Source organism: Thermanaerosceptrum fracticalcis, assembly GCF_000746025.2.
Taxonomy (GTDB): Bacteria; Bacillota; Peptococcia; order DRI-13; family DRI-13; genus Thermanaerosceptrum; species Thermanaerosceptrum fracticalcis.
Genome location: NZ_CP045798.1, coordinates 956760 through 977665, shown reverse-complemented (window position 1 = coordinate 977665; position 20906 = coordinate 956760). Strand labels below are relative to the sequence as shown.

The 20906-nt window shown below is 44.3% G+C and carries 22 protein-coding genes; all 22 read left to right on the top strand.

Annotation, left to right across the window (positions count from 1 at the left end; translation table 11 throughout):
- The first annotated feature begins 13 nt into the window (after window positions 1-13).
- The 22 genes from BR63_RS05130 to BR63_RS05025 all read left to right on the top strand — a co-directional run bounded on the left by BR63_RS05130 (window position 14) and on the right by BR63_RS05025 (window position 20895).
- The gene (locus BR63_RS05130) at window positions 14-1636 is read left to right on the top strand and encodes a DUF342 domain-containing protein (protein ID WP_034419740.1); all 1623 of its coding nucleotides are present in this window, start codon (window positions 14-16) and stop codon (window positions 1634-1636) included.
- Window positions 1633-1950 (top strand): hypothetical protein, encoded by a 318-nt coding sequence (locus BR63_RS05125; RefSeq protein WP_034419741.1) that lies wholly within the window; start codon window positions 1633-1635, stop codon window positions 1948-1950. Before BR63_RS05130 ends, BR63_RS05125 begins: the two co-directional genes overlap by 4 nt.
- 21 nt (window positions 1951-1971) lie before the next feature.
- A complete protein-coding gene (locus BR63_RS05120; RefSeq protein WP_034419742.1) occupies window positions 1972-2448 on the top strand; it encodes a hypothetical protein in 477 nt (158 codons plus the stop codon).
- A 155-nt stretch (window positions 2449-2603) separates the two neighbouring features.
- Window positions 2604-3317: a 30S ribosomal protein S2 gene (gene rpsB, locus BR63_RS05115; protein WP_034419743.1), complete on the top strand. Its 714-nt coding sequence runs from the start codon at window positions 2604-2606 to the stop codon at window positions 3315-3317.
- A 113-nt stretch (window positions 3318-3430) separates the two neighbouring features.
- Window positions 3431-4078, top strand: coding sequence for a translation elongation factor Ts (gene tsf / locus BR63_RS05110; RefSeq protein ID WP_034419744.1), 648 nt, complete (start codon window positions 3431-3433; stop codon window positions 4076-4078).
- 109 nt (window positions 4079-4187) lie between these two features.
- Window positions 4188-4916, top strand: coding sequence for a UMP kinase (gene pyrH, locus BR63_RS05105; protein ID WP_034419962.1), 729 nt, complete (start codon window positions 4188-4190; stop codon window positions 4914-4916).
- Window positions 4909-5466 (top strand): ribosome recycling factor, encoded by a 558-nt coding sequence (gene frr / locus BR63_RS05100; RefSeq protein ID WP_034419745.1) that lies wholly within the window; start codon window positions 4909-4911, stop codon window positions 5464-5466. The genes pyrH and frr overlap by 8 nt, the downstream gene beginning before the upstream one ends.
- Window positions 5467-5679 carry a hypothetical protein gene (locus BR63_RS05095; RefSeq protein WP_034419746.1) on the top strand — a complete coding sequence of 71 codons (213 nt, stop codon included), beginning with the start codon at window positions 5467-5469 and terminating at the stop codon, window positions 5677-5679. It begins immediately after the preceding gene.
- A gap of 63 nt (window positions 5680-5742) precedes the next feature.
- Complete coding sequence (locus BR63_RS05090) at window positions 5743-6519, top strand: isoprenyl transferase (RefSeq protein WP_034419750.1); 777 nt, start codon at window positions 5743-5745, stop codon at window positions 6517-6519.
- Window positions 6520-6550: 31 nt separating this feature from the next.
- On the top strand, window positions 6551-7339 hold the full coding sequence (locus BR63_RS05085; RefSeq protein ID WP_034419752.1) for a phosphatidate cytidylyltransferase: 789 nt from the start codon (window positions 6551-6553) through the stop codon (window positions 7337-7339).
- A 6-nt stretch (window positions 7340-7345) separates the two neighbouring features.
- Window positions 7346-8443: a sporulation integral membrane protein YtvI gene (gene ytvI, locus BR63_RS05080; RefSeq protein ID WP_243270108.1), complete on the top strand. Its 1098-nt coding sequence runs from the start codon at window positions 7346-7348 to the stop codon at window positions 8441-8443.
- 18 nt (window positions 8444-8461) lie between these two features.
- A complete protein-coding gene (locus tag BR63_RS05075; protein ID WP_034419754.1) occupies window positions 8462-9616 on the top strand; it encodes a 1-deoxy-D-xylulose-5-phosphate reductoisomerase in 1155 nt (384 codons plus the stop codon).
- A 15-nt stretch (window positions 9617-9631) separates the two neighbouring features.
- Entirely contained in the window at window positions 9632-10666 is a 1035-nt protein-coding gene (gene rseP / locus BR63_RS05070; RefSeq protein WP_034419755.1) for an RIP metalloprotease RseP, read from the top strand.
- A gap of 16 nt (window positions 10667-10682) precedes the next feature.
- Complete coding sequence (ispG, locus tag BR63_RS05065; RefSeq protein ID WP_081907974.1) at window positions 10683-11786, top strand: flavodoxin-dependent (E)-4-hydroxy-3-methylbut-2-enyl-diphosphate synthase; 1104 nt, start codon at window positions 10683-10685, stop codon at window positions 11784-11786.
- On the top strand, window positions 11776-13497 hold the full coding sequence (locus BR63_RS05060) for a proline--tRNA ligase (protein WP_034419757.1): 1722 nt from the start codon (window positions 11776-11778) through the stop codon (window positions 13495-13497). The genes ispG and BR63_RS05060 overlap by 11 nt, the downstream gene beginning before the upstream one ends.
- A 34-nt stretch (window positions 13498-13531) precedes the next feature.
- Window positions 13532-14164 carry a glycosyltransferase family 2 protein gene (locus BR63_RS05055; protein WP_034419759.1) on the top strand — a complete coding sequence of 211 codons (633 nt, stop codon included), beginning with the start codon at window positions 13532-13534 and terminating at the stop codon, window positions 14162-14164.
- A gap of 6 nt (window positions 14165-14170) precedes the next feature.
- Window positions 14171-14833: an MgtC/SapB family protein gene (locus tag BR63_RS05050; RefSeq protein ID WP_034419968.1), complete on the top strand. Its 663-nt coding sequence runs from the start codon at window positions 14171-14173 to the stop codon at window positions 14831-14833.
- Between the two features lie 28 nt (window positions 14834-14861).
- Entirely contained in the window at window positions 14862-18578 is a 3717-nt protein-coding gene (locus tag BR63_RS05045) for a PolC-type DNA polymerase III (protein WP_051965363.1), read from the top strand.
- Window positions 18579-18774: 196 nt separating this feature from the next.
- Complete coding sequence (gene rimP, locus BR63_RS05040) at window positions 18775-19239, top strand: ribosome maturation factor RimP (RefSeq protein ID WP_034419761.1); 465 nt, start codon at window positions 18775-18777, stop codon at window positions 19237-19239.
- Between the two features lie 19 nt (window positions 19240-19258).
- A complete protein-coding gene (gene nusA / locus BR63_RS05035) occupies window positions 19259-20311 on the top strand; it encodes a transcription termination factor NusA (protein WP_034419762.1) in 1053 nt (350 codons plus the stop codon).
- Window positions 20312-20321: 10 nt separating this feature from the next.
- Entirely contained in the window at window positions 20322-20597 is a 276-nt protein-coding gene (gene rnpM, locus BR63_RS05030; protein WP_034419764.1) for an RNase P modulator RnpM, read from the top strand.
- Window positions 20581-20895: a L7Ae/L30e/S12e/Gadd45 family ribosomal protein gene (locus BR63_RS05025; RefSeq protein WP_243270068.1), complete on the top strand. Its 315-nt coding sequence runs from the start codon at window positions 20581-20583 to the stop codon at window positions 20893-20895. Before rnpM ends, BR63_RS05025 begins: the two co-directional genes overlap by 17 nt.
- Window positions 20896-20906 lie beyond the last annotated feature (11 nt).

The following is a 20906-nucleotide window of genomic DNA, read 5'->3' as shown; positions in this document are numbered from 1 at the left end:
GGAGGGATATCTAATGGAGGAGAAAAACATAGGTTCATCAGGCCGGAATTATTATTTAACCGTGAAAGATGATGGGATTTATCTAAAGATCGTTCACGAGCCCCTTCTGTTCCCTGTTGTGCCGGAAGATATTTTTGCCGACTTAAGAAAGAGAAAAATCCCCTTTGAGGAAAATAAAATAGAAAAAATCTATGCAGCAGCAGATGGAACTGAACATAAAATTTCTCCTCTCCTGGACGGTTGTAATTTAGATCCTCTTCTCAAAATCAAAGTGAGTCCCGATAAAAACAAAGCCTACCTGCAAGTTTATCCTGCTTTGAATAAACGACAATTTAATGCCGAAGATATAATAAACATTGTGGCTGAGCACGGTATTGTCGAGGGCATCAAGACTGAAATTTTTCCGAAAATTGTTGCTGAACAGGATAATTTTCATGAATGGTTAATCGCCGAGGGCATTGAGTGTAAAAACGGAGAAGACGCTAAACTTATTTTTCATTTCAACCCTAAAGGTTTAGATATAAAACCCAGAGAATTAGAGGACGGCAGTGTCGATTTTTACAATCTTAATTTGATTCAATTAGTACAGGCAGGTACGACACTGGTAGAAAAAATTCCCGCCACCCAGGGCGTGGATGGCAAAAATATTTATGGAGAAAACATCAAAGCTGCCGCTGGCAAAGACATTCGCCTGCCCCTGGGACTAAACACCCAGGCTATTAACAATAACACGGCCATAATAGCCACAGCCCAGGGTCATGTGGTCATGGCCAACAATAAAATAAATGTTTTCCCAATTTACGAAGTTCGAGGGGATGTGGATTTTGCCACAGGCAATATTAAGTTTCCTGGCAACGTAAAAGTTTATGGCAGTGTAAGGCACGGCTTCCAGATTGAATCCGGGGGAGATGTGGAGATTGCCGGTAATTTGGAAGGGGAAATTATAGCTGATGGTAATGTACAGGTAAAGAAAGGCATAGTGAGAGGTAAGGTTACAGCTAAAGGTTATGTTTATGCCCGTTCCATTGAACATGGCTATATAGAAAGCGGTGCTGATGTCATTGTGACCGAAGCCATCATGCACAGTACGGTTCTGGCCACACGCAAAATTTCCGTTGGCGGCAAAAAAGGTCTCATTGTCGGCGGCCAATGCAGTGCTGTAGAAGAAATACTGGCAAAAAATATTGGTTCCCACATGGCCACCGTTACCACCCTGGAAGTAGGCGTCCGCCCGGAACTGCGCCAGGAATACAAGGAGATTAGTCGAAAACTTACGGTTAATCAAGAAAACTATGATAAAGTCCAAAAGGCCATTAAGATGTTACAGGAGGTTAAGCAAAAAATTGGAGAATTGCCTCCCGATAAAAACAGTCTCTTATTAAAATTAAACAAGACCCAGTATCAAATCACACAAGAAAACGAAGAACTTGGAAAAAGAAAAGCCGAACTTGAAGGGATTTTTCAAGATATGGTTAACGCTAAAGTTCGTGTGGAAAATACTGTCTATCCTGGTGTCACAGTCATCATTGGTAAAGCTACTTATACAGTAAGGGATGAGATGAGGAAGGTCATACTAAAACTTGATGGTCTTGATGTTAAGCCTTTCCCATCACAGGGTAGGAGGGATTGGTTATGACTGTCAATCCTGTTGATATGCAGGTATTATTGCCCAGAGTCGGTGAAGTTAATAAAATCCAGAGGAATCTTCAACAGCAGCAACAGATGGAGCAGCAGGTTCTGGCCCAGGTGGTACAGCAGGATATCAAAAATAAAGAACAAGCAGTGCAGCGTTCAAATTCTACTGAAAACAAAAACATCTCTAACGACAGCCATAAGAAGGAAAAAGGTAAGCAAAAGGGAACCAAGACCACAAAAAATGACAAAGAGGAAGAGAATGTGGTGGTTACCTGCCCGGAAAATATTGGAAAAATTTTTGATATTAAAATTTAGAAGTGGGCCGGAGGTTGTTTCATGGTGTTTTTAAACATCTTTATTTTAATTTGCAATATTCTCCTCATGGCCATGCTTGGAAAAAAAACCAAAGTTTTGCAGGAAATAAACAGGGAAAACCGGTTAATTCAAAAGAATGTGCAAACTCTGGTAGAGGAAAACAGTAAACTTACCAACCTGATTTTAGATGAGTTAGAAAGTAAATTGGCCGAGGCAAGACAAGTGATCGAGTTTTTTGAGCAAAACACGTTAGTGCTGCCTCAAAAACAAGAGGACAGTGTCCCTAAGAAGAGTAAAGTTCTTCATTCCGCTGAAAAACCGCTGGCAACGGTAGAAGAGACTCCGCTGAAAAAGTCAAACAATTCTCCTGTAGATTTACTAAGAATGGGAATGTCCATAAGAGAAATTGCGGAAAAACTGAATATGACCCAGGGGGAAATAGCCCTTAAATTGAATTTACAGGAGAAAATGGAGAACTATAAATATAACGCCAAATAAATTGCGAAAAATATTTGTCATGAACAATGGTTTTTGTTATACTAACAATTGGTGTTAAATACACACGCTATTTGATTTACTCCAAGGTGCCGGTTGGTCTGGAGTAAAAATGAAGATAGCGGCGGAGAAACCTAAAGGGGAAGGAGGTGTAGTAAATGTCTGTAATTTCTATGAAGCAGCTGTTGGAAGCAGGCGTTCATTTCGGTCACCAAACCCGTCGTTGGAACCCTAAAATGGCTCCCTATATTTTCACAGAACGTAATGGCATCTATATTATTGACCTGCAAAAAACTGTGAAAAAGGTGGAAGAGGCTTACGAATTTATTCGTAGTGTGGTAGCGGAGGGTAAGCATATCCTTTTTGTTGGCACAAAAAAGCAAGCCCAGGAAACAGTAAAAGAGGAAGCAGAACGCTGCGGTATGTACTACGTTCATGAACGTTGGTTAGGGGGCATGCTCACCAACTATCATACCATCCAAAAGAGAATCCAGTACTTAAAAGAACTGGAAGAAATGGAGAACAACGGTACATTCGAAGTTCTACCCAAAAAAGAAGTGGCTAAGCTTTTAGGTGAAAAAGAAAAGCTGGAGAGATTCCTTGGTGGAATTAAGGATATGCCTGGTCTTCCCGGTGCCTTATTTGTCATAGATCCTCGTAAGGAACATATTGCCGTCGCGGAAGCGAGACGTTTAGGTATTCCTATCGTCGCTATTGTCGATACAAACTGTGATCCCGACGAGGTGGATTATGTCATTCCCGGCAACGATGACGCTATTCGTGCTGTTAAATTATTAACGGCAAAAATCGCCGATGCCGTGCTGGAAGCGAATCAGGGTCAAGTAGGCAACGAAGGCAATGAAGAAGAGTAAAAAATTAGGGGTGACCGAGGGGTAATTGGTACCCCTAGTCACCTCTTTTCTTTTTAATTTATCTCCCCCGGGAAATACTACTAGTTAAATAGGAACACAGGAGGATGTGTAGTATGATTACTGCGGAAATGGTTAAAGAATTGCGCGAACGTACCGGTGCGGGTATGATGGATTGCAAAAAAGCCCTCATGGAAAAAAACGGAGACATGGAAAAAGCCATTGAATACCTGAGAGAAAAAGGACTGGCCGCAGCTGCTAAGAAAGCCGGCCGTGTGGCTGCAGAAGGCCTTGTTGAATCCTACATACATGGCGGGGGCAGAATTGGTGTTCTGGTTGAAGTTAACTGTGAGACTGATTTTGTAGCTAAGACCCCTGGCTTTAGGGAATTCGTGAAAGATATCGCTATGCAGATTGCAGCAGCTAAGCCGGAATATGTGCGTAAGGAAGATGTGCCCCAGGATATTATCGAAAAAGAAAAGCAGATTTTAAGAGCCCAGGCTTTAAATGAAGGCAAACCCGAAAAAGTTGTGGAAAAAATGGTGGAAGGCAGAATTGAGAAATTCTATAAGGAAGTATGCCTGCTGGAGCAGCCTTTTATCAAAGACACCGATATCACCGTTCAACAACTCTTAACTGAAAAAATTGCCCAGATCGGTGAAAATATTAACATCCGTCGTTTCGTCCGTTATGAATTAGGCGAAGGTATTGAAAAGAAACAGGCAAACTTTGCGGAAGAGGTTATGGCTCAAATCAAAGAGTAATAATTAAGAGAACACTTGTGTGTTCTCTTTTTAAAAATTTACACAACCCTCTAAAAAGAGGATTTTTTGAGTGTGTGTAGAAGTAGCAGAAATGGAGGTAATTTCCCCTATGGAATCACCTAAATACAAAAGAGTGGTGATTAAGCTCAGCGGGGAGGCATTAGCCGGCGAGCTTGGTTATGGGTTGGAACATAAAATTCTCGATTCTATCGCTCAACAAGTCAAGGAAATCGTATCTATCGGTATAGAAATTGCCATCGTGGTGGGCGGCGGCAACATCTGGCGCGGAGTATCCGGCAGTGCCAGAGGCATGGACAGGGCCACTGCCGATTATATGGGTATGTTAGCCACAGTAATTAATGCTTTAGCCCTGCAAGATGCTCTGGAAAGTCGTGGGGTACCCACCAGGGTCCTCTCCGCTATCGAAATGCGCCAGGTAGCCGAGCCCTATATTAGGCGAAGAGCAATCCGACACCTGGAAAAAGGAAGAGTTGTGATATTTGCAGCGGGAACAGGCAATCCTTATTTTTCTACCGATACTACCGCAGCTTTAAGAGCGGCTGAAATTGAAGCTGAAGTTATTTTAATGGCCAAGAAAGTGGACGGGGTATATGATTCAGACCCCAAGAAAAATCCGGATGCTCAAAAATTTAAGGAACTTACTTACATCGATGTCTTAAACAAGGGTTTGGGGGTTATGGATTCTACGGCTACATCTCTCTGCATGGATAATAATATACCACTCATTGTTTTTAGTATTTTGGAAGAAGGAAATATTAAAAAAGTGTTAATGGGTGAAGAGATAGGGACAATTGTAGGGAGGGAACAAAATGGTTAAAGATGTGATTAAAGAAACTGAAGACAAAATGAAAAAGACCATTGAAGTGTTGCGTAAAGATTATGCTACTTTACGGGCAGGGCGGGCTAATCCAGCGATACTGGAAAAGGTAACGGTGGATTATTATGGTACTCCTACCCCCATCAATCAGGTTGCTAATATTTCTGCCCCGGAACCAAGATTATTAACGATTCAACCCTGGGATAAGTCCCTGGTTCCCACAATTGAAAAAGCCATCTTAAAGTCAGATTTGGGTTTAAACCCCAGCAGTGATGGCAATTTAATCCGTATTGTCATACCGCAGCTGACCCAGGAACGCCGGCTGGAACTGGTGAAAACGATTAAAAAGAAAGCTGAAGAAGCCAGGGTCAGTATTAGAAACATCCGGCGAGACAGTAATGATAAGGTAAAAAATCTCGAAAAAACTAAAGTTATCTCCGAAGATGAAACCAAAAAAGGCCAGGATGAAATTCAAAAACTTACCGATAAATATATTAAAGAAGTGGACCATGTTTTAGAGGTAAAAGAAAAGGAGATAATGGAAGTATAAGTGGATAACCGGTTTATTCATTTATTGGGAAGAAGGGAAGAAGAGGCCGTAGAGTTCTTAAATTCCCAAAATTACGTATACCAGATAAAACATACGGTAAATCCGCGGGATCATATGGATAATAAGATAAATAGAGTGATTCGGGTGAAACAGAGAAACGATATCATTGAAGTGGTTGTGGGACTGTTTGAGGCTCCTGTCACGCCGCACTAAGATGAATAAGGAATAACCCCCTCACTGAGGGGGTTTTCCTACATAGGGAGGGAAGAGGCTATCGTGAATTCATATTTAGCCAGGCTTTATAAATACTTTTCCAAAACAGATAAAAAAATAGATATAAACGCTTTACAAACGAAGACTCTACCTCAACATATTGCGATCATTATGGATGGGAACGGACGCTGGGCCAAGAAACGCGGCCTGCCCAGAACCATAGGACATAGAGCAGGCGTGGAATCGTTGAAAAAAATTGTTGAAGCTTGTGGTGAAATTGGCATAAAATATTTAACGGTGTACGCTTTTTCCACAGAAAACTGGAAACGTCCCAAAGAAGAAGTGGATACTTTGATGAATTTACTTGTTGAGTATATTGAAAAAGAACTGGATACCCTTGATAAAAACGGGGTCTGTATTAAACCCATTGGCAATCTTCTCGAACTCCCGGAAAATGCCAAACACCAAATTTATAAAGCAATTGAAAAAACGAAAAACAATCACAAGCTCTATCTGCAAATCGCCTTAAATTACGGTGGCCGCCGGGAATTGGTCCATGCTATTCAGGGTATAGTGAGAGATGTATCAGATGGAAAATTGAGCCGGGAGTTGATTGATGAACAGGTGGTTTCCCAGTATCTCTATACCGCTGGCATACCCGACCCTGATTTAATCATCAGACCATCAGGTGAAATGCGGGTAAGCAACTTTTTGTTATGGCAGTTAGCCTATGCAGAATTGTGGGTCACAAATGTTCTCTGGCCGGACTTCAGGCCTGAGCACCTTCTCCAGGCCATCTTTGAGTATCAACAGCGCCAGCGCCGTTTCGGAGCTTTATGATTTGGATATTGAATAAGGGTTGGTGACAAACATGTTATGGCAACGGATAGTCACTGCGGTTATGGGGATTCCAGCCTTACTTTATATTGTATATCTTGGGGATATCTATTTAACCTTAGTCATTACCTTTTTGACCTTATTGGGTATTTACGAGTATGGAAATATCGTGAGAAAAGCCGGTTGGCAGCTTTTAACCATACCTCTTTGGCTGGGAGGCTGTCTTTTTCCCTTAGCCACCCTGTTTAAGAAAGATATAGCTTCTTTCCTTATCTTTATTTTTTTTATGTTTTGTTTCATGTATTACCTTTACTCTTTTCCCAAATCTTCCCCCAGCGATTTAGCCATAACCTTATTGGGTGTTCTCTATGTAAGCTGGACTTTTACTCACCTTATCTTATTACGCCAGCTTAATTACGGTTTTTGGCTTGTTTTATTTGTTTTTATCATCATCTGGAGTACAGATACGGGGGCATATTTTACGGGTGTCTATTTTGGTAAACGCAAATTTGCACCTTCCATAAGTCCTAATAAGACCTGGGAAGGCTTTTTTGGTGGATTACTATTCAGCGTATTAGGCGCATATCTTCTTATCAGAAATATTACCATTCCCCATGCCAGGTACTTACTACTGATGGCCCCCGTTATTTCCCTGGCTGGACAGATCGGGGACCTTTTCGAGAGTTCTATCAAAAGAACGGCCCACATCAAGGATTCCAGCCGTATTATCCCTGGTCACGGAGGCATATTAGACCGGTTTGACAGTACATTATGGGCGGCACCCCTTACTTATTATTTAATCGTTTTAATGGGATGGCGGTGAGTGAGCATGTTTCCGGAACTACAGCGTTATATCACAATGCTTTTAAAAATTTCTATCCTTCTGATCATAGTCGCCGGAATATATTTTTTTATTCAGTACTTTATTCCCTTGCTCTTTAACGTATCCGCCATTCTTTTATTGGGGTTTAGTCCTTTTATCCTGGCCTTAATCACAGCCATTCTCATAGACCCGGTTGTGGATTGGCTGGAGAAGAAAAAAGGCATTAAGCGGGGCATTGCTGTTGCCTTTACTTTAATTGTCTTATTAATATTCATTACCTTGATTTTAATCTTTGTGATTTCACGCCTGGCTATAGAATTAGCCAAACTTTATGCTGACCTGCCAGGGCTTACTCGCCACATAGTAAACTTTACTTTACAATATATACAAGATATCAGAATCTTTATCACCAATAACCCTTTACCTATAGAAGCGCAAAACGCTTTGCACCAGAATATTAAATTTGTGATAGACGGGCTGACCGAGGTTGTTGCGAAAACAACAAATATACTGATTGCTTTTTTAACAGGGCTGCCGGGTTTTATTACAGTCTTAATCGTGGCCGGGCTCGCTACCTTTTTTATAAGCAGGGATAAAACCCTTATTTCCAAATTTATTTATGGGATCATGCCTAAAAGACTTATTACGCCTACCAGTACAGTGATAGGAGAGTTAAGCGCCGCCCTTGTTGGTTTTTTTAGAGCTCAGACCATCTTGATCAGTATCACCGCAGTTCAGACTATCATTGGCCTTTATATCTTAGGGGTGGACTATGCCCTGACCTTAGGAATTATTGTGGGCCTTGTGGATTTGCTTCCTGTGCTTGGTCCGGGGACCGTGTTTATACCCTGGGCCGTCATCCATTTTGTCACAGGTGACCTGCGTTTTGGGGTGGCCTTGCTCATTCTGTACGGTATACTGGTAGGCGTAAGACAGCTCATTGAGCCCAAGATCCTGGCGGAGAATATCGGCTTACACCCTTTGGCAACCTTATTAGCGCTGTATTTGGGCTTAAAATTTCTTGGGGTCTTGGGGATTATTATTGGCCCCTTCCTGGTTATTGTGATTAAGGCTATGATTAAGGGCTTTACTTTACAAAAATGACAAGAACGGAGTTAAGTCATGACTAAAAGAATTGTTTTACTGGGTTCCACCGGTTCTATAGGTAGACAAGTTTTAGATGTAGTGGAAAGTTTCCCCGATTCCTTTGAAATTATGGCTTTGGCCGCAGGTTCCAATACAGACCTTTTAGCGGAACAAATCAATAAACACCGGCCTAAGTTTGTTGGTGTGGGTTCTCAGGAATCTGCTGTCATCTTAAAAGATAGACTCAAAGAGCCGGCGGAAATATTAACGGGCAACGAGGGATTAGTGCATTTGGCCAAACTCAGCGGCATAGACTTAGTAATAGTTGCCGTGTCCGGAATTATTGGTTTGGTGCCCACCCTGGCAGCCCTGGATTCCGGTACATCGGTGGCTTTAGCCAATAAAGAAACTATTGTGGCCGGTGGTTCTTTAGTATTAGAAAAAGCGCAGCAAAAAGGTGTTCCTCTTATTCCCGTAGATAGTGAGCATTCGGCAATTTTTCAATGCCTGGAGCAAGAGAATAAAGAAGCCGTTGATAAAATAATCTTAACAGCCTCAGGGGGACCCTTTTTAACATATACCAGGGAACAACTGGCAAACGTTACACCGGAGATGGCTTTGAAGCATCCCAGGTGGCAGATGGGCGCCAAAATTACCATAGATTCAGCGGGTCTGATTAATAAAGGCCTGGAGGTTATTGAGGCCCACTGGCTCTTTCAGGTGCCCTATGAAAAAATAGAAGTGGTGATACATCCCCAAAGTGTTGTCCACTCGATGGTTCAATATGGTGATGGATCAGTTTTGGCCCAGCTTGGCTGTCCGGACATGCGGATACCTATTCAATATGCATTAACATATCCGGAACGCTGGTACAATAAATTCCCCCGCTTAAATTTTTTGGAAACCCAGGAATTGACTTTCCAAAGGCCTGATTACAAGAAATTCCCGGGACTCGCCCTGGCCTACCAGGCCGGTAAGACCGGGGGATCCATGACGGCTGTCTATAACGCAGCTAATGAAGTGGCAGTGGAAATGTTTTTGCAGGGCAAAATTAACTTTACCAGGATACCCGAGATCATTGAATCCGTCATGACTGAACATCATCCTCTAAAAACCTTCACTCTTGAGGATATTTTAACAGTGGACAGTTGGGCACGGACCGCTGCACGTAAAGTAACTGAGAAATATTGAAAATGGGGTGTTGCTGTGCAAACTTTAATTGCCTCTATTCTAGTTTTTGGTATGATTATTTTTGTCCATGAGTTGGGACATTTTCTTGTGGCTAAAGCCGCGGGTATTCGCGTAGAAGAGTTTAGTCTGGGTATGGGGCCTAAAATTACGAGTGCAAGAAGGGGAGAAACCCTCTATTCCTTACGTGTGCTTCCTATTGGCGGTTATGTGAAGATGGCCGGGGAAATGGGAGAAGAGGAGACAGCCGGTTATGACCCCCGCAAGTTTAATCAAAAACCCCTTTTAGCCCGCATGGCTGTGATTATTGCCGGCCCGTTGATGAATTTTGCTCTTGCCGCTTTATTATTTGCTGCCGTATTTACCGTGGTAGGCATCCCCCAGATTACAACGAATATTGGCCAGGTAATCGCCAATAGCCCGGCGGAAGCCGCGGGGTTAAAAGCCGGCGATAAGATTACGCATATTAACGAAAAACCTATGTCATCCTGGAATGAAATGGTAGAAGTGATCCACGCCAGTCCCGAAAAGAAGATAAAACTCACTGTGGTGAGAGAAAATAAGACTTTAAACATTGAGGTAGTACCGAAATACGATCCTGAAGGCAAAGTGGGTATTATTGGCATTACCCCCGATAAGCCATACTGGGCTCGCCAAGGCATATGGGCAGGGATTAAAGGTGGAATTGTTAAAACCTATGAAATTACTGCTTTAACCATCTCCGCCTTAGTTCAGATGATAGCCGGAAAAGCGTCGGCAGAAGGATTAACGGGGCCTATAGGCATCGTGCAGTTAATTGATGAGTCTGCCAGAGTGGGACTCGTCTACCTTACCAATTTAACCGCCGTTATCTCCATTAACCTTGGTTTGTTAAATTTACTGCCAATTCCCGCTCTGGACGGCAGCCGCTTATTTTTCCTGTTTATCGAGGGATTAAGGGGAAGGCCCATCAATCCTTCCAAAGAAAATTTTGTTCATTTAATAGGTTTTGCGCTCTTGATGCTCCTCATGGTTCTCGTGACCTATCGTGATTTGCTCAGGTTCTTTGGTTAAGGAGTTTTGGAAACGTATGGAAGAAACAAAAACTGAGCTCATTAAACGCAGAAAAACGAAAAACTTTAAGATCGGTCCTGTGGGTATTGGCCATGAATTTCCTGTATCCATTCAATCCATGACCAATACAGACACACGGGATATTGACGCTACGTTAAAGCAAATAAGAAAATTAGCGGAAGAGGGTTGTGAGATTATCCGTGTGGCTGTACCCGACCAGGAGGCCGCCGAAGCTCTCTCTTCAATCGTCGGGTCATCGCCTCTTCCAGTAGTTGCCGACATCCATTTTGATTACAAGCTTGCCTTAACAGCCATCAAGAACGGTGTCCAGGGCTTAAGAATCAACCCCGGTAATATCGGAGCCCAATGGAAAGTCCGGGAGGTTGTCAAGGCTGCCTTGGACAAGAAAACGCCGATTCGCATTGGGGTTAACAGCGGTTCCCTGGAAAAATCCATCTTGGACAAATACGGAGGTGTGACTCCGGAAGCCATGGTGGAAAGTGCCCTAAAACATGTTGATATCCTGGAGAAACAGGGTTTTTCCCTGATTAAAGTGTCCTTGAAGGCCTCTCTCGTTCCCTTGATGATTGAGGCTTATCGCTTATTTGCCCAGAAAACAGATTACCCCCTGCATCTGGGTGTAACGGAGGCAGGCCTGGTGAACCAGGGGACCATTAAGTCTGCTGTGGGCATAGGTACTTTACTGGCGGAGGGGATAGGGGACACGATTCGTGTATCTTTAACCGGTGACCCTCTACCTGAAATAAAAGTGGCGCGGGAGATTCTAAAGACGCTGGGACTTAGAAAACAAGGGGTGGAAATTATTTCCTGCCCGACCTGTGGCCGCTGCCGTATTGATTTAGCCAAGATTGCGGCCCAGGTGGAAGAAAGGACACGGGATTTACCAATGCCTCTCAAAATTGCGGTCATGGGCTGTGCCGTCAACGGTCCGGGCGAAGCACGGGAAGCTGATCTTGGTATTGCGGGTGGTGACGGGGAAGGAATTATTTTTGTGAAAGGCGTAGTTAAACGAAAGGTTCCCGAAGATATGCTGGTACAAGCTCTTTGGGAAGAAATTGCTGAGATAAGCGAAAAAGGAGAGAAAGAAGATGTACTTTAGTAAACTGTTTGCACCCACTCTGCGGGAAGTACCTGCCGAGGCTGAGGTAATCAGCCATCAACTTTTAGTCAGAGCAGGTTTTATCCGGAAATCGTCATCAGGTGTTTATACATATTTACCCCTGGCTCAAAAAGTATTAATGAAAATTATGAATATCGTTCGCGAGGAAATGAACAAGGCTGACGGCCAGGAAGTGATGCTGCCCATCATCCAGCCGGCAGAATTATGGTTAGAATCAGGACGCTGGTATGTTTACGGTAAAGAGCTTTTCCGGCTGAAAGACCGCCATGACCGGGATTTTTGCCTGGGACCCACCCATGAAGAAATCATCACCGACCTGGTGCGCGGTGATGTATATTCCTATCGCCAGCTGCCATTACTGCTCTATCAGATCCAGAATAAATACCGTGACGAACGGCGTCCTCGTTTCGGATTAATGCGGGGAAGAGAATTCATCATGAAAGACCTCTATTCTTTTGATAAAGACGAGGCAGGCCTGGATGTGAGTTATAAGAAAATGTACGATGCCTATACTGCCGTGTTCTCACGCTGCGGTCTAAACTTTAGGCCCGTTGAAGCCGACTCCGGAGTTATCGGCGGCAGTACAACCCATGAGTTTATGGTGATTGCCGAATCCGGTGAAGCACAAATCGTATACTGTCCGGAATGCAGTTATGCAGCCAACGTAGAGATTGCTCCCTGCAAACCATCTGAAAACCCCCAGGATATCCCAAAAAACAGGGAAAAAGTTGCTACTCCCGGGCAAACAACTATTGAACAAGTTACCGGTTATTTGCAAATAGCGTCCCACAAATTAATAAAAACATTATTTTTCCGTGCAGATAATGAAATCATCGGTGTATTAGTTAGAGGGGACAGGACGGTAAATGAAATAAAAGTGCAGCGCTTACACCCTTCTCTGACTATGGAAATGGCTACACCTGAGGAGATTAGGGGAGTAACGGGCTGCGAGCCCGGTTACGTTGGTCCCATTGGATTAAAAGCCAACGTAAAGATTTACGCCGACGAAGAAATCCGCACTTTAGTCAACGGGGTGTGTGGCGCTAATGAAGTTGATCATCACTATATCAATGTTGTTCCAGGCAGAGACTTTACGGTAACAGCTTTCGGAGACCTTCGCCTTATCGAGGAAGGAGAAACCTGTCCCCAGTGTAACGCTGTGCTAAAGAGCGCCCGGGGCATAGAAGTTGGGCAGGTATTCAAACTAGGGACAAAATACTCAAAGGCCCTCAATGCTAAATTCGTTGATGAAACCGGTCAGGAAAAACTGATGGTGATGGGCTGTTACGGCATCGGTGTCAGCAGAACCATGGCGGCTGCCGTAGAACAGAACTACGATGCCGACGGCATCATCTGGCCCATGGCTATTGCTCCTTTCCAGGCCGTGGTTGTGCCAGTGTCTGTAAAAGACGAGGAAATATGGCAGGCCTCCCTGGAAATTTACGAAGGGCTATTAAAGCAGGGAATAGAAGTGGTCATAGACGACAGGAATGAAAGACCGGGAGTTAAGTTCAAGGATGCAGACCTTATCGGTTATCCTGTGAGGATTACCATAGGCAAGAAAGCTCTAAACGAAGGCGTGGTTGAGGTCAAACTCCGTCAGGAGAAAGAAGTAAATTTTGTCAACAAAAATGATATAATAAGTTATATAAAAGAACTTGTTACCAAGGCTGGAGTATCCCTACCATGACGGGCAGGTAAATTTGGTTATTAGGAGGTAAACCATGCTTGTAACCGTGGTTATTCCTGCTTTTAACGAAGAAAATTATCTTGGCGGTGTACTGGAACCCCTTAAATCAATCCCCGAGATCACCCAGATTATTGTCGTCAGTGACGGGTCCACCGACGGTACCGTGCAAGTGGCGAGAAATTGGGGTGTAGAGGTCATTGACCTGCCGCAAAATTTGGGTAAAGGCGGCGCTATGTCCATGGGTGTAAAGGCTGCCCGGGAAGACATTATCCTCTTTCTCGATGCTGACCTCATTGGTTTAAAAGTTGAACATGTCCGGAGCCTCATTTACCCTGTGCTTAATAACCAGGCGGATATGACTGTGGGGGTATTTGAAGGAGGCCGGCTGGCTACTGATGTAGCCCAACTGATAGCGCCGTTTTTATCAGGACAGCGCTGCATAAAGAAGTACTGGTTAGAGCAGATTGGGAATTTAGAATCGATGCGTTTTGGTGTAGAAACTGCTATTACGCAATTCGCTTACGAGAATAACCTGCGTATCATGGAAGTGGAGCTGCCTGCCATGTCCCATGTCATGAAGGAAGAAAAGCTGGGTTTTGTCAAAGGTTTCGCCTACCGGCTGAAAATGTACTGGGAAATCGCCAAAAATGTTCGTTTAGGAGGATAAGCGGTGATGGGTTATGAGTTAAATGTTACCCTGCGACTCATCATGGCGGCCGTTTTGGGAGGGCTCATCGGACTGGAACGTGAAAGCCTCAACAAAGCTGCCGGGTTTAGAACTCATACCCTTGTTTGTGTAGGTTCCTGCCTGATTATGATTATTTCCATAGAAATGTATACACGGGTCGGGCAGCAGCAAATTGGGGACCCTGCCCGTTTGGCCGCCCAGGTTGTAAGCGGCATAGGCTTCCTGGGGGCCGGAACAATTATGCGTTCGGGGCTGGGGGTGAAAGGGCTTACCACCGCCGCCACTCTGTGGGTAGTGGCCGGAATAGGTCTGGCTGTGGGGGCAGGCAGTTATTTTCCCGCCGTAGTCTCAACAGCTATCGTCTTTCTAGTACTGGTTTATTTGTCACGTATTGAGGCTGTGATTAGGACTAACAAGAAACAGAGGATTTTAAGCCTATTAATTGAAGATAAACCTGGACAAATTGGCCTTGTATGTTCAGCCTTAGGTGACATGGAAGTAGATATTCGCAATATAGAGTTAAGTGAACCCCAAAAAGACCAAAGGGTGAAGGTAGCTTTAACCCTTATTCTTCCTTATTACTTAAAAGAAACGGAAATGATTGATACCATCAGGCGTTTGCCAGGTGTTTACAGCGTCAATTTCTGATCAACAACAAACTCATGGAGGATTCTCGATGGCACTAGTGCAGGAAAAGCATAATAATCCTCAATGGCATATTTTTTTGGAATCATTGGATGTACCCTCGGTCCTCAAACAATATCTCTCCCAATGTTCTATAAAGAAAATCATTGTTTCCCAGGCTGAAAACGCTTGGGAAATCTATTTTGGCTGTCCTAAACTACCGGAAGCTGAAGAGCTTAAGCTCCTTACCGGGGCCTGGCAAAAGTATTTTCACTTAAATCAGTCGCCCAAAATGTACTTCCAGTTAAATCATACCTACCCTGACCTGGAAACCCTCTGCCAGCAATGCTGGCAGGAGATTGTTGACAAATTGACCGTTAAAATTCCAAGCATCCGCGGCTGGCTGGCAGGCGCTGTTTATGCTATTTCCGGCAGGCTTCTGCAAATCAAAATCAACCAGGAAATTGGCTGGCTATATCTCAATAACCGGCACATTAAAAGGGAAATTGAGCAAATATTAGAAAATGAGTACAATATCAAGGCCGATGTGGAGCTGGTGCTGGAGGAAAACGGTGACACAAATGATGAGGAGTGCTTATGGGAAATAGAAAAGCTCTACCAGGAAAAGCTCAGGGAAGCGGTGGCACAGCAGGAAACCAGCAAACCTAAAAAAGAGCAGTTGGAAGAAAACAATGTCATTTTCGGTAAAAAGATTAGCGGTGAGGCGGTACCCTTAAAAGATATCGTCGAGGAAGAAAAAAATATTATCGTCAAAGGTTATGTCTTCGGACTGGAAATCAGGGAATTGAAAACAGGGCGCCTCTTAATCAGCTTTAATATCAGTGACAAAACAGATTCCCTTTCCTGTAAAATCATTGCAGACCCCACTGAAGCAGCCGGTGTCCGTGAAAGACTGGAAGAGAATAAGTGGTATATGTTACGGGGGACAGTACAAATTGACCGTTTTACCCAAGAATTGACCCTGATGCCGCGAGATATTATGGGAATTGTTCCTACTTTGAGGATGGATACATACCCGGAGAAAAGGGTGGAACTCCACTTGCACACCAGGATGAGCACCTTAGACGCTGTGGCAGGCATTAAGGAGATTATTAACAGAGCGGCGGCCTGGGGCCATCCTGCCCTTGCCATCACGGACCACGGTAATGTCCAGGCTTTTCCCGAAGCCTATGAGGAGGCAAAAGGCAAAAACATCCGCATCATCTTTGGCGTAGAGGGATACCTTTTTGATGATTCCAATGTAGAATCAGCGGGAAGAGGGCCTACATACCATTGTGTTATCCTGGCGATAAATCAAGAAGGATTGCGCAATTTATATGAGCTGGTAACTATCTCTCACCTGGACTTTTATCATCGTGTTCCCCGCATCCCCAAGAGCAAACTTCAGGCCTTGAGACAAGGCTTGCTCATTGGTTCTGCTTGTGAAGCAGGGGAATTAATCCAACAGTATCTTAAGGGTGCCTCCACCGAGGAACTGGAAAGATTAGCAGAGTTTTATGATTACCTGGAAATACAACCGCGGGGTAACAACAGATTTCTTGTGGAAAATGGTACCTTTACCTCAGAAGACGATTTGCTCAAAATGAATGCCTTTATTTACCAGCTCGGGCAAAAATTAAACAAGCCTGTGGTAGCCACCGGGGATGTCCATTTCCTTGACCCGGAGGACGAAGTGTACAGGCGAATCCTCATGGCTGGTAAAGGTTTCGAGGATGCGGACAACCAGGCACCCCTCTATTTAAAAACCACTGAGGAAATGCTTGAGGAATTCTCTTATCTTGGTGAAGGGGGAGCAAGGGAGGTAGTCATTGACAACCCGCAAAAAATAGCGGCCCTGGTAGAAGAAATCAAACCCATTCCTGACGAGTTTTATCCTCCAGAAATTGAAGGCGCCGAAAAAGAGATTAACCATTTAACCATGACCAGGGCCTATGAACTCTATGGCAATCCTTTACCGGAAACGGTAAAAAAGCGGGTGGAAAAAGAACTGAATTCCATCATTGGCAACGGATTTGCTGTCCTTTACTTAATTGCCCACAAGCTGGTGAAAAAATCTAATGAGGACGGTTACCTAGTTGGGTCCCGGGGGTCCGTAGGATCATCGCTGGTAGCTACTTTTTGCGGCATCACAGAGGTAAATCCTTTACCTCCCCATTATCGCTGTGGTAAGTGTCATTACAGCGAGTTCATTCAAGACGGTTCTGTTGGTTCGGGGGCGGATTTACCCGATAAAAATTGTCCCCGCTGCCAGACAAAATTAACTAAGGACGGTCATGATATTCCCTTTGAAGTGTTTTTGGGCTTTAAAGGTGATAAGGTACCCGATATCGATTTAAATTTTTCCGGAGAATACCAGCCCCGTGCCCATAAATATACGGAAGAACTCTTTGGTAAGGACAATGTCTTCCGGGCAGGTACCATTGCCACAATCGCCAATAAAACAGCATTTGGCTTTGTCAAGAACTATTTTCAAGAGAAAAATATTAATGTGCGTAATGCAGAAATAGCCCGCCTTGTGGAAGGATGCACGGGTGTGAAGAGGACAACGGGGCAGCACCCCGGCGGAGTTATGGTCTTACCCAAAGGGTTGGATATACACCGCTTTACTCCTTTACAGCGACCCGCCGATGATGTCCGTTCCGATACCATCACCACACACTTCGATTACCACTCCATTTCCAGCCGCCTGGTGAAATTGGATATCCTGGGCCATGACGACCCCACAGTCATTAAGATGCTGGAGGACCTGACGGGAATAGATTGTAAAACCATTCCCCTGGACGAGCCTAAAGTCCTCTCCCTATTCCATAGCACGGAAGCCTTAGGAGTAGATCCCAAGGAATTAGGGTCTAATGTAGGCACACTGGGCATACCTGAATTCGGCACCAAGTTTGTACGCCAAATGCTGGAAGATACCAATCCCCAGACCTTCTCCGACCTGGTACGGATCAGTGGTTTTTCCCATGGGACCGATGTGTGGTTAAATAACGCCCAGGACCTCATCAAGTCTGGGATTGCCAAGGTATCGGAAGTTATCTCCGCCCGGGACGATATCATGACTTACCTCATCTATAAAGGCGTAGAACCCAGTAAAGCCTTTAAAATCATGGAAGGTGTACGGAAAGGAAAAGGTGTTAAACCGGAAGATGTAGAGGTCATGAAGAGCCAGAAGGTACCGGATTGGTATATCGAGTCCTGCCAGAAAATCAAATACATGTTCCCCAAGGCCCACGCTGTGGCTTATGTGATGATGGCTTTTCGCATAGCATATTTTAAAGTCTATTATCCTGCTGCTTTTTATGCCAGCTTCTTCTCCATCCGTGCCGATGAATTTGACGCTGATATTATTGTGGGAGGAATACCCATGATTAAGAGGGTGATGGAGGAAATTACGAAGAAAGGGAATGAGGCCAGTGCGAAAGAAGCTAAATTGTATAATATTTTAGAATTAGCATTGGAAATGTATCTTCGGGGTATCACCATTAAAAAAGTCGATTTGCGTTGTTCTGACAGCACACGCTTTCTCATAGTAGACGATGGCAAAGCCCTTTTACCCCCTTTAGTATCCCTGCAGGGAGTGGGGGAAGCAGCGGCCTTGAGTATTGCCAAGGCCCGGGAAGAGAAAGCATTTACTTCCAGGGAAGACCTGCGCATCAGAGGCAAAGTCAGTAAAACGGTCATCGAAGTTCTGGATAACCACGGAAGCCTGGATGATTTACCCGAAAATGACCAGATCTCCCTTTTCTGAGTAAAAACTTGCCAATGGCTGGTTGATGTGATATACTTTGTGTGGATTGAGACTTGTGACATTTTATCGTCTGATGACGAAAGAGTGGGTGGCCCCCACTCTTTCGTATTATTTCCTAAATTGAAAGGTCGAGTTCAGTATATGTACTACAAATATTACCAAAAATAATGTGTACAATCTGAAGGAGGGAAGCTATATGCAGGGCAAGAAAACGCAGGATGTGGTGTATGAATTGGTTAAACCTCTCATCGAAGATAAAGGTATGGAACTTGTGGATGTAGAATTCGTCAAAGAAGGACCCAACTGGTATTTACGGATTTATATAGATAAGGAAAATGGCGTTGATCTTGATGATTGCCAGGAAATCAGCGGGATAATTTCCGATTTGCTGGATGAGGCTGACCCCATACCCCAGTCTTATTTTCTCGAGGTTTCCTCTCCAGGTATTGAACGTCCCTTAAAAAAAGAAAAAGATTTTATTAAGTACAAAAATCATGCGGTTAATGTCAGTACCTTTGTACCTATTGAAGGGAAAAAAGTACTACAGGGTAAACTCGGTAACGTAACCTCAGAAGTTCTGGCGGTGATACTGCCCAATGGCCAGGAAATACAGGTTCCGCGTGATAAAATATCCCAGGTGCGTCTAGCATGGGAAGATTAAGGAGGGGGAGAAACAAAACATGAATTTGGAACTCATTGAAGCCCTAAATGATCTGGAAAAAGAAAGAGGAATTAATACTGATGTCTTAATTGAAGCAATCCAACAGGCTCTGATCTCTGCCTATAAAAAGAATTTTGGTTCCTTACAGAACGTCAGGGTTCATTTTGACCGTGTCAGTGGCGAAATTAAAGTTTTTGCCCGCAAAACTATTGTAGAAGAAATGAAAGACCCGCGCTCGGAAATTTCCCTGGCGGAAGCCCGCAGGTTGGATCCCCGCTATGAGCTGGATGATGTGGTAGAAACAGAAGTCACGCCCAAAGATTTTGGGCGTATCGCCGCCCAAACAGCGAAACAGGTAGTGGTACAGCGGATCAGAGAAGCTGAGCGGGATCTGATTTTTGATGAATTTTCTAATCGTGAAGGTGACATTGTTACCGGGACAGTACAGAGGCTGGAAAACAAAAATGTCTACATTGATTTAGGTAAAACGGAAGCAGTCCTCAGCCAAAACGAACAGATGCCTGGAGAGCACTACAACATAGGTGACAGGCTTAAGAATTATATCATTGAAGTGAAAAAGACCACGAAGGGTCCACAAATCATGGTGTCCAGAACTCATCCCGGCCTCTTGAAGCGGCTCTTTGAACTGGAGGTACCGGAAATTCATGACGGTACTGTGGAGATAAAATCGGTAGCCCGGGAAGCGGGATCCCGTTCCAAAATAGCCGTATACTCAAGAAACGAAAATGTTGACCCTGTGGGAGCCTGTGTAGGTCCTAAGGGATTAAGGGTCCAGGCCATCGTGAATGAGTTAAAAGGGGAAAAAATCGACATCGTCAAGTGGAATTCCGATGTGACTAAGTTCATTGCCAGTTCCCTCAGTCCGGCCAAAGTATTAAGCGTCGATATAAACCCGGAGGAAAAAGTGGCCCAGGTCGTGGTCCCCGATTACCAGCTGTCCTTGGCTATTGGGAAAGAAGGACAGAACGCCAGGCTGGCGGCAAAACTCACTGGCTGGAAGATCGATATCAAGAGCGAATCCCAAGCACAAGCGGCAAATCCTAGAGAATAAGGTGAAGGATATGCGGGTTAAAAAAGTCCCCCTCAGAATGTGTGTGGGTTGTCAGGAGATGAAACCCAAGAAAGAACTTATTCGCATAGTGAGAACACCTGAAGCTGAGATTATCTTAGATGCTACCGGAAAAAAATCGGGGCGGGGCGCTTATCTCTGTCCCAAAAAAGAGTGCCTGGAAAAGGCCCTTAAGGCCAAAAGGTTAGAAAAGAACCTGGAACAGCCGATTTCCGAAGATATCATCAACCGTCTTAAAGTAGGATTGGGATATGACGATACCAACTAGCATGCAAACACTCCTTGGTTTTGCAAAAAAAGCAGGCAAACTGGCAGCGGGAGAATCTGCCGTGGAAGCTATGCTTAAGCGGGGAATAGTAAACCTGGTGATCCTGGCGGAGGATTTGCCGGAAAAGCGTAAAAGCTACTGGTTACGCCGGTGTGATCATCTCAATGTCGACTCATTAACCCTGGGTACAAAAGATGAACTGGGAAGGGCCCTGGGACTTTCCCCTCGCAGTATCCTTGCTGTTACCGATACCCAGATGGCTCAGGCCATTAAACTAAAGGGCAAACAAATAACTTAAATTTTCCCGAT

Bases quoted from the DNA above. Each gene is read 5' to 3' on its own strand.
- BR63_RS05055 (WP_034419759.1), top strand. From the start codon at position 13,532: ATGCTTGTAACCGTGGTTATTCCTGCTTTTAACGAAGAAAATTATCTT.
- ispG (WP_081907974.1), top strand. From the start codon at position 10,683: ATGGAAGAAACAAAAACTGAGCTCATTAAACGCAGAAAAACGAAAAAC.
- BR63_RS05125 (WP_034419741.1), top strand. From the start codon at position 1,633: ATGACTGTCAATCCTGTTGATATGCAGGTATTATTGCCCAGAGTCGGT.
- tsf (WP_034419744.1), top strand. From the start codon at position 3,431: ATGATTACTGCGGAAATGGTTAAAGAATTGCGCGAACGTACCGGTGCG.
- BR63_RS05060 (WP_034419757.1), top strand. From the start codon at position 11,776: ATGTACTTTAGTAAACTGTTTGCACCCACTCTGCGGGAAGTACCTGCC.
- rnpM (WP_034419764.1), top strand. From the start codon at position 20,322: ATGCGGGTTAAAAAAGTCCCCCTCAGAATGTGTGTGGGTTGTCAGGAG.
- BR63_RS05085 (WP_034419752.1), top strand. From the start codon at position 6,551: ATGTTATGGCAACGGATAGTCACTGCGGTTATGGGGATTCCAGCCTTA.
- rpsB (WP_034419743.1), top strand. From the start codon at position 2,604: ATGTCTGTAATTTCTATGAAGCAGCTGTTGGAAGCAGGCGTTCATTTC.
- BR63_RS05025 (WP_243270068.1), top strand. From the start codon at position 20,581: ATGACGATACCAACTAGCATGCAAACACTCCTTGGTTTTGCAAAAAAA.
- BR63_RS05075 (WP_034419754.1), top strand. From the start codon at position 8,462: ATGACTAAAAGAATTGTTTTACTGGGTTCCACCGGTTCTATAGGTAGA.
- BR63_RS05130 (WP_034419740.1), top strand. From the start codon at position 14: ATGGAGGAGAAAAACATAGGTTCATCAGGCCGGAATTATTATTTAACC.
- BR63_RS05120 (WP_034419742.1), top strand. From the start codon at position 1,972: ATGGTGTTTTTAAACATCTTTATTTTAATTTGCAATATTCTCCTCATG.
- BR63_RS05050 (WP_034419968.1), top strand. From the start codon at position 14,171: ATGGGTTATGAGTTAAATGTTACCCTGCGACTCATCATGGCGGCCGTT.
- rimP (WP_034419761.1), top strand. From the start codon at position 18,775: ATGCAGGGCAAGAAAACGCAGGATGTGGTGTATGAATTGGTTAAACCT.
- BR63_RS05045 (WP_051965363.1), top strand. From the start codon at position 14,862: ATGGCACTAGTGCAGGAAAAGCATAATAATCCTCAATGGCATATTTTT.
- frr (WP_034419745.1), top strand. From the start codon at position 4,909: ATGGTTAAAGATGTGATTAAAGAAACTGAAGACAAAATGAAAAAGACC.
- ytvI (WP_243270108.1), top strand. From the start codon at position 7,346: ATGTTTCCGGAACTACAGCGTTATATCACAATGCTTTTAAAAATTTCT.
- nusA (WP_034419762.1), top strand. From the start codon at position 19,259: ATGAATTTGGAACTCATTGAAGCCCTAAATGATCTGGAAAAAGAAAGA.
- pyrH (WP_034419962.1), top strand. From the start codon at position 4,188: ATGGAATCACCTAAATACAAAAGAGTGGTGATTAAGCTCAGCGGGGAG.